This window comes from [Collinsella] massiliensis (assembly GCF_002161605.1).
In the GTDB taxonomy this organism is placed as follows: Bacteria; Actinomycetota; Coriobacteriia; order Coriobacteriales; family Coriobacteriaceae; genus Enorma.
This window is the reverse complement of sequence record NZ_NFIE01000021.1, coordinates 41699-48927: the sequence shown is the minus strand read 5'-3', so window position 1 is coordinate 48927 and position 7229 is coordinate 41699. Positions and strand designations below refer to the sequence as shown.

General features: G+C 65.9%; 7 protein-coding genes. 4 read left to right on the top strand and 3 right to left on the bottom strand.

The genetic code is table 11. The features are described from left to right. Window positions 1-221: 221 nt before the first annotated feature. From B5G02_RS08800 to B5G02_RS08790, 3 genes are all read right to left on the bottom strand, one after another. Window positions 222-617, bottom strand: coding sequence for a GtrA family protein (locus B5G02_RS08800; RefSeq protein ID WP_428843243.1), 396 nt, complete (start codon window positions 615-617; stop codon window positions 222-224). A 165-nt stretch (window positions 618-782) separates the two neighbouring features. Continuing rightward, window positions 783-1175 (bottom strand): GtrA family protein, encoded by a 393-nt coding sequence (locus tag B5G02_RS08795; protein WP_094335943.1) that lies wholly within the window; start codon window positions 1173-1175, stop codon window positions 783-785. Between the two features lie 105 nt (window positions 1176-1280). Beyond that, complete coding sequence (locus tag B5G02_RS08790) at window positions 1281-3182, bottom strand: fructose-1,6-bisphosphatase (RefSeq protein WP_094335942.1); 1902 nt, start codon at window positions 3180-3182, stop codon at window positions 1281-1283. Between the two features lie 348 nt (window positions 3183-3530). Here B5G02_RS08790 and B5G02_RS08785 point away from each other — a divergent pair, with 348 nt between their 5' ends. From B5G02_RS08785 to B5G02_RS08770, 4 genes are all read left to right on the top strand, one after another. Next, on the top strand, window positions 3531-4760 hold the full coding sequence (locus B5G02_RS08785; protein WP_241146211.1) for an LCP family protein: 1230 nt from the start codon (window positions 3531-3533) through the stop codon (window positions 4758-4760). A 31-nt stretch (window positions 4761-4791) separates the two neighbouring features. Next, entirely contained in the window at window positions 4792-5451 is a 660-nt protein-coding gene (locus B5G02_RS08780) for a YveK family protein (protein ID WP_094335940.1), read from the top strand. Beyond that, the gene (locus tag B5G02_RS08775) at window positions 5452-6402 is read left to right on the top strand and encodes a CpsD/CapB family tyrosine-protein kinase (protein WP_094335939.1); all 951 of its coding nucleotides are present in this window, start codon (window positions 5452-5454) and stop codon (window positions 6400-6402) included. Between the two features lie 62 nt (window positions 6403-6464). Beyond that, window positions 6465-7118 (top strand): tyrosine-protein phosphatase, encoded by a 654-nt coding sequence (locus B5G02_RS08770; protein ID WP_094335938.1) that lies wholly within the window; start codon window positions 6465-6467, stop codon window positions 7116-7118. Window positions 7119-7229: the final 111 nt, after the last annotated feature.

Genomic DNA, 7229 nt, shown 5'->3' with positions numbered 1-7229 from the left:
GTGGTACGCGACCGGGCGCCTCAAGGCCTTCCGCGAGGGCGGGCGGACGGTGTACGATACGATCGCCGGGCGCAGGGGGCGCCTCGGCTACGCGACGTAGGCGGTCCAAGGTGGCCGCCGCACTCCCTTTCGCCCAATCTGGGAAATCAAAAGCGGCGCCGAGGTGTTCTCGACGCCGCTTTGCGCGTAAAAGGGTGTGCGGGCGCGCGTCGCCGCGCGGGCTATTCGGTGGTGGAGAGGAACTTCTTGCGCGTGAAGAAGTTGTACCACGTCACGCAGAAGGTCGCGAGCACCTTCGTGAGCTGGTAGGCGATGTTCAGCACGGTGACGCCCACGAACATGAGCACGTCGGTGAGCCCGAGGCCGATCGCGGAGAGAATCGCGAAGATGGTGAACTCACGCTTGCGGCTCATGTCGTCGCGATGCGTGAAGACGTACTTCATGCTGAGCGCGTAGTTGAGCGCCACGGACACGATGAACGAGATCGAGGTGCTCACGAGGTAATCCACGTGCAGGAACTCGGTGAGGGCGACGAGCAGCGCCCAATCCACCGCAAAGGAGATGATCCCCACCACAGCGAATTTGCTGAACTGCTGAACCGCCGGCTTTGTGAGCACGCTGCGCACCGAACCACTCCAAACATCTCGGGTAACGGGCGCGTTCGCATGGCGCGGACAGCCCGCTTGGGTCTTTGACTATAGCCGTAACGTCAGTGATTTGTAAGCTCGCGGGAACATTTTTATCAAGTGCTCAGAAAAGCAGCGCTAAATCTGCACGTTTCGCTAGGCGCCCTTCTCCTCCAGAAAGATCTTGCGCGTCACGAAGTTCCACACCATGACGATGGCGGTGGCGCCCACCTTGACGAGCCGGTAGTCGAGGTCAGCGTAATTCGTGCCGAGCCACATGAGGCCGTCGTTGATGCCGAGGCCGATCACCGAGAGCACGACGAAGATCGCGAACTCGCGCTCGCGGCTCATGCCCTCGCGGTGGCGGAACACGTAGCGCATGCTCGCCACGTAGTTGAAGATGAGCGACACGATGAACGAGATCGTCGCCGAGACGACGGGGTTCAGGCCGAAAACCTCGGTCAGGAAGATGAGCACGCCGAAGTCGATGATCGTGGCGATGATGCCGACGATGCCGAATTTCATGATCTGCTCGATGAGGTGGCGCATGCTGCTCCTTTGCCAGAAAGTCCCGAATGAGAGATTGTAGGTCAAAAAGGGACGGGTTCAAAACGTGAGAAAAGTAACGTTTTGAACCCGTCCCTTTTTGATGCATCAGGCGCGCTCGGGGAGGGCGCCGGTGCGGTAGGCGTCGAGCAGGAGCCGCAGGTCGCCGATCTGCTCGCGGATCTCCTCGCCCGTGTCGGTGTCGCTCACCATGATGCGGTGGGTGGCCTGCGCGAAATGGTCGGTCTCGCTCTTGATGTCGGCGTTGTGCACGAGCGCCTCCTCGACGCTCTTGAACGCCTCGTGCGCCTTGAGGCGCATGCCGCGCGAGCTCGAGATGAGCGTGTAGCCCGCGATGCCCGTCTTCGGATGGTAGGCGCTGCAGAACCCGCCGTCGATGACGAGCAGTTTGCCGTCGGCGCGGATGGGTTTCTCACCGCTCGCCGTCTTCACGGGCGTGTGGCCGTTGATGATGTGGCCCGTCTCCGGCGCGATGTCGAACTCGCGCATCACCGCGTCGCAGGCGCTCACCTCGTGCGTGAGCGTGAAGTAGGGGTCCATGGGCTCCTTCCAGGTGGAGGTGTCCTCGATGTAGGAGCGCTCGAAGGTCTTCACGTGGCGGCCGGACGCGGGCGAGCGGAAGCCGATCCACAGGTACCACAGCCAGTCGAGCGCCTCGCGGTCGCCGTCGCGCCAGGCGCGCCGCGCGATGCCGTCGCAGAAGTCGAGGTAATCCCGACCGCTCCTCCAGGTGCCCTCGCAGTTCATGCTCGCAAACGTGCCGTCCTCGTTCATGGGCACGCAGCCGTGGAAGAGCAGGTTGCCGTTGCGCCTGAGGTACATGGAGCCGTTGCGGTAGAGGAAGTCCACGTGGCGGCGCAGGTGGTCGGAACCCTGGAACTCCGCGACGAGCTTCTCGACGATGCGCCGCTCCTCGGGCGTGAGCTCGTAGGGGTGCTCGGGGTCGAGCGTGGGGAAGTCGCGCGTCACGAGCGGCCAGGTGACGCCGTCGATCTCCACCGTGCCGGCCTCCCGGTCGATCTTGCCCAAGAGCAGCCGGTCTTCCATGTCGAACTCGGGGTGCCGCTGGATGATCTGCCCCTCGAGCTTGAAGAGCAGGACGTTCACGGCCTTCATGAGCGGGGTGATACGCTCGCCCGCCCGGTAGGTGCGGTCCGCGAACGCCACGAGGCCGCGCAGCGAGATGCCGTAGTCGTTCTCGAGGATCTCGTAGTTCCCGTAGCGCAGGTTGTTGCGCAGCACCGAGACCACGCACGCCTCCTCGCCGGCCGCCGCGCCCATCCACAGCAGGTCGTGGTTGCCCCACTGGATGTCGGTGCGCTGATGCTTGCAGGCCATGAGGCGGTCGATGATCTTCGCCGCCCCGCCGCCGCGGTCGAAGATGTCGCCCACGAGGTGGATGTGGTCCACGGCGAGCACCTTGATGAGCTCGGCGAGCGAGGAGATGAAGTCCTCGGTGGAGCCCGTCTCCAGGATGGAGTCGAGGATGCGCTCGTGGTAGCGCACGCGGTAATTGTTCTCGTCCGGGTGCGTGTGCAGCAGCTCGTCGATGATGTAGGCGAAATCGTGCGGGATGGCCTTGCGCACCTTCGAGCGGGTGTAGCGGCTCGACAGGCGGCGCGTCACGGCGATGAGCCGGCTGAGCGTCTGCTTCGTCCAGGTGGGGGAGTCCTGGCGGGCGGCGCGCACGAGGGCGAGCTTCTCGTGCGGATAGTAGATGAGCGTGCAGAGGTCGGCCTTCTCGGCCTCGGTGAGGGTGTCTTCGAACACCTCGTCCACATGCTCGCGCACCACGCCGGAGCAGTTGTTCAGGATGTGCATGAACGCCTCGTACTCGCCGTGGAGGTCGCTCATGAAGTGCTCGGTGCCCTTCGGCAGGTTGAGGATGGCCTGCAGGTTGATGATCTCGGTGAACACCGCCTGCTGCGTGGGGAACTGCTGCGAGAGCAGCGCGAGGTACTTCATCGATCGCTCGAGGCGCTCGTGCATGGGGTGGCCTCCTTCGTGTGGTCTGGATGCCCGGCGCGCCGCCCGGCATCGGCGGGTCACGCACGCATCTATAAGAGTATCCGTTTTGCGCCCGTTGTGCGCCGTGCGGCAGGAGGCATCGCGTGAAACGTGGAGGAACGGTGAGAATGCAGGGGGCACCGCAGGGTGGCAAAGTGCGCAGCCGTCGAGTACAATGAACGTCGTATGTTCCGGGAGCGCGCCGCGAGCGCGAAGGCTTCCGGTACCGGAATGATTGCGAGCCATAGCCGAAAGGAGGGAAGACGATGAGCGAACCCAGGCACGATGACATGAAGAATGTCATTGGGGGGGGGCAATCGTCGCGTTCCCGTGGCTGAGGGGCGGCAAGGACAGCCGCCTTCAGATTCCGGCAGGCATTTCAAAGCAGCTGTAACAAACGATTCGCACGAATCCGCGGGCGCCCCGGGCAAGGGAGCGCGCCGCGACGCTGCCGCGCGCACGGTAACAAAGCCCGTCACGCCCGTCCAGCAGGACGAGCCGCTGCGCCGCGTCAAGAAGCGCCGCCACCCCGCGCTCAAGATGCTCGGCATCGGCTGCGGCAGCCTGCTCGCCCTCGCCCTCGTCTTCGTGGCGATCTTCGCCGTGTGGTTCGGCGGCCTCAGCTCCTCGATGCAGGTCGACGACGAGCAGGAGCGCCAGGACCTCGAGGACAGCCTCGCGGACACCACGAGCGATAGCGACGCGTTCTACACGCTCATCCTCGGCCGCGACGCGCGCCCGGGCGATGACGCGAGCCGCAGCGACGTCATCATGCTCGCGCGCATCGACCCTAAGGCGGGCACCGTGAGCCTCATCTCCATCCCGCGCGACACCATGGTCACCATCAACGGCGAGACGCAGAAGATCAACGCCGCGTACGCGTTCTCCGGCGCGGGCGGTGCCGTGCGCTGCATCTCGCAGTTCGCGGGCGTGGACATCACCCATTACGTGAGCATCGACTTCGAGGGCCTCGTCGAGGTCGTCGACATGCTCGGCGGCGTGTGGGTCGACGTGCCCGAATCGTTCTCCACGGGCACCTACACGTTCGAAGCCGGTGAGCAGCTCCTCACGGGCGACGAGGCCCTCGCGTTCGCGCGCGACCGCTACCACGTCTCGGGCGGCGACTTCGGCCGCGCGCAGGCGCAGCGCATCCTCGTCGAGGCCATCGTGCGCCAGGTGCTCGCGAGCTCGCCCATCGAGCTCCCCGGCCTCATCTCCAAGCTCGCGAGCTGCATCACTACGGACCTCTCCGCCGTCCAGCTCGTGGAGCTCGCCCAGCAGTTCGTGGGCAAGGACCTCACCATGTATTCCGCCATCTGCCCCAGCTACACGCTCTACCAGGACGGCGTGAGCTACGTGGGCACGATGTTCGACGAATGGCGCCGCATGATGCAGCTCACGGATGCCGGTCTCGACCCCAACAGCGAGACCGCCGAGATCCCCGAGGCGCAGCAGGCGGACACCGAGCTCGGCGCGGCCTCCAACTCGCCCGCGCCCCGCGACTACCAAGGGCTTGCAGAGAACGCGATGACGACCGACGACGTCGCGGCCGCATCGTAGGACACGCTCTCGTTGAAGTGAAAGGCAATCGATGACTCTTCTGGAACTCCTGCAACTGCTGCGCAAGCACCTCAAGATCGTGGTGCTCCTGCCCATCGCGTGCGCGCTGGCCATGGCGCTCGCGAGCGTGCTCGTCATGCGCAACACCTACACCGCGCAGACGGACATGTACGTGCTCGCATCGAGCGAGGGCGAGTCGGGCGGCGCGCTCTCGAGCGACCTCTCCGCGAGCCAGATGCTCACGAACGACGTGGCGCAGCTTTTGAAGAGCGACCGCGTGATGTCGGACGCGGCCGAGGACCTGGGGCTCCCGAACCTCAACGCGTACGACATCACCGTGTCGAGCGAGTCCACCACGCGCGTGATCACGCTCTCGGTGACCGGCGCCGACGCGCGCGGCGCGGCCAACGTGGCGAACGCCCTTGCCAAGAACGTCTCGCAGGTGGCGCGCGAGGTCATGAACGTCCAGAGCGTAAACGTCATCGACGAGGCGCCCGTGCCCCAAGCGCCGAGCGGCCCCAACCGCCCGCTCTACATCGCCGTCGCCTTCATGGCGGGGCTCTTTTTGGCCGTGGCGATCGTCGTGGTGCTTGACCTCGTTGATACGCGCGTCCGCACGTCCGAGCAGGTCGAGGAGCTCCTCGGCGTGCCGGTGATCGGGCGCATCCCCGAGATGAAGAAGGTGAAGTAGATGTTCGGCAAGAAGAAGAGCGGCTCGGATGCCGCTGTGGTGCAGAACGCCGCGAAGACCCTGCTTGCGAACGTCCGCTTCGCGAGCGTGGACAAGCCGGTGAAGTCCATCGTGCTCACGTCCTCCGTCCCCAACGAGGGCAAGTCCACCGTCGCCTACCAGCTCGCGCAGGCCATGGCCTCGGGCGGCAACCGCACGCTGCTCATCGAGTGCGACATGCGCCGTCGCTCGCTGGCCGACATGATCGGCGCGCGCGCCCGCTACGGCATCTACGCCGTGCTCTCCGGCCAGGTGGAGCTCTCAGAGGCGGTCGTGCCCACGCAGCACGCGAACCTCTCGTTCCTCGACTGCGAGCCGCACATCCCCAACCCGGCCGACCTGCTCGCGAGCAAGCGCTTTCTGCACCTCGTGGGCTCCGTGACGGCTGACTACGACTACATCGTGTTCGACACGCCGCCCATCGGCACGTTCGTCGACGCTGCGGTGATCGCGGCCATCGTGGATGCCACCGTGCTCGTCGTGCGCGAGCGCTTCGCCAAGCGCGCGGAGGTGCTGGGTGCTTACGAGCAGCTCAAGAAGGCCGACGCGAACGTGATCGGCGTCGTCATGAACATGGTCGCGGCGGAGTCGAGCGAGTACTACTACGCCTACTACAACAAGGACGGCAAGCGCGTGCGCAAGAGCAAGGGGCACACCGAGGACGGTCCCTCGTTGCCGCCACAGCGCGGTGGGAGCGCGGCCGCGGCCGCGGGTACGCCCTCGCCGGCTGCTGCTCCGGCCGAGCCCGCGACGCCCGTCCGGCACGCCGCGTCGCCCTCCGAGACCTCGCAGTTCACCGCTGCCGCCGCGGCTGCAGCGGCGCACGCCAACGCAGGCGTCGCCCAGGTGCGCCCGGTGAACCCGCACCGCGCGGGCGCCCAGGCCACGAGCAGCAGGTTCTCCCGTAAATAGGTGAAATCTCAGCGGGGGGGGGGCACTGCTCCAACCTGCTTCGCAAGAAGGAGGTGCATACGATGAGGGACATGCATTGCCATATCCTGCCCGGCGTGGACGACGGCGCGCGCGACCTGGATGAGAGCTTGCGCATGCTCGAGGCCGCGAAGGCCGCGGGCGTGACGAGCATCGTGTGCACGCCGCATTGCCGCGACCCGTACTTCGACTACAACGCCATGTGGGACGCCTTCGAGCTGCTGCGCGCGCACGCGGACGGCTTCCCGCTCTCCATGGGCTTCGAGGTGAACCATGCGAAGCTCATGGACCTTGGCCTGGCGTGGGTGAGCCGCCTGGCGTTCGACGGGAGCGACGAGTTTCTGCTCGAGCTCTCCACGCGCGCGGGCAAGCTCGAGTTCCAGCAGTACGAGCGCACCATCTTCGAGCTCCAGGGCATGGGCTACACCGTGATCATCGCGCATCCGGAGCGGTACCGGGCGGTGCAGGAGGACATCGAGGTGGCGCGCCGGCTCGTGCGGCAGGGCTGCAAGCTGTGCGCCTCGGCCGATTTCATCGCGGGCGGGCGCTTCGGACGCGAGAAGAAGCCCGCGAAGCGGCTCTTCGACGAGCAGCTCGTGAGCTACATCGCGAGCGACGCGCACCGGGTGGAGCACTACGACTACCTCGCCCGCGCACGGCGCGCGTATTCGGTGCGGGGCGCGCATTTCCGCACGTAGCAGGCAGAAGGGGAGTTTCCTTCTGCGGCGGGATCGGGGGCTTCGGGCCGCGCGATCTTCCCGCAGCAGGGAACTCGTTCAGGGTTTTCCGCGAGACATACCTTGTAGGCA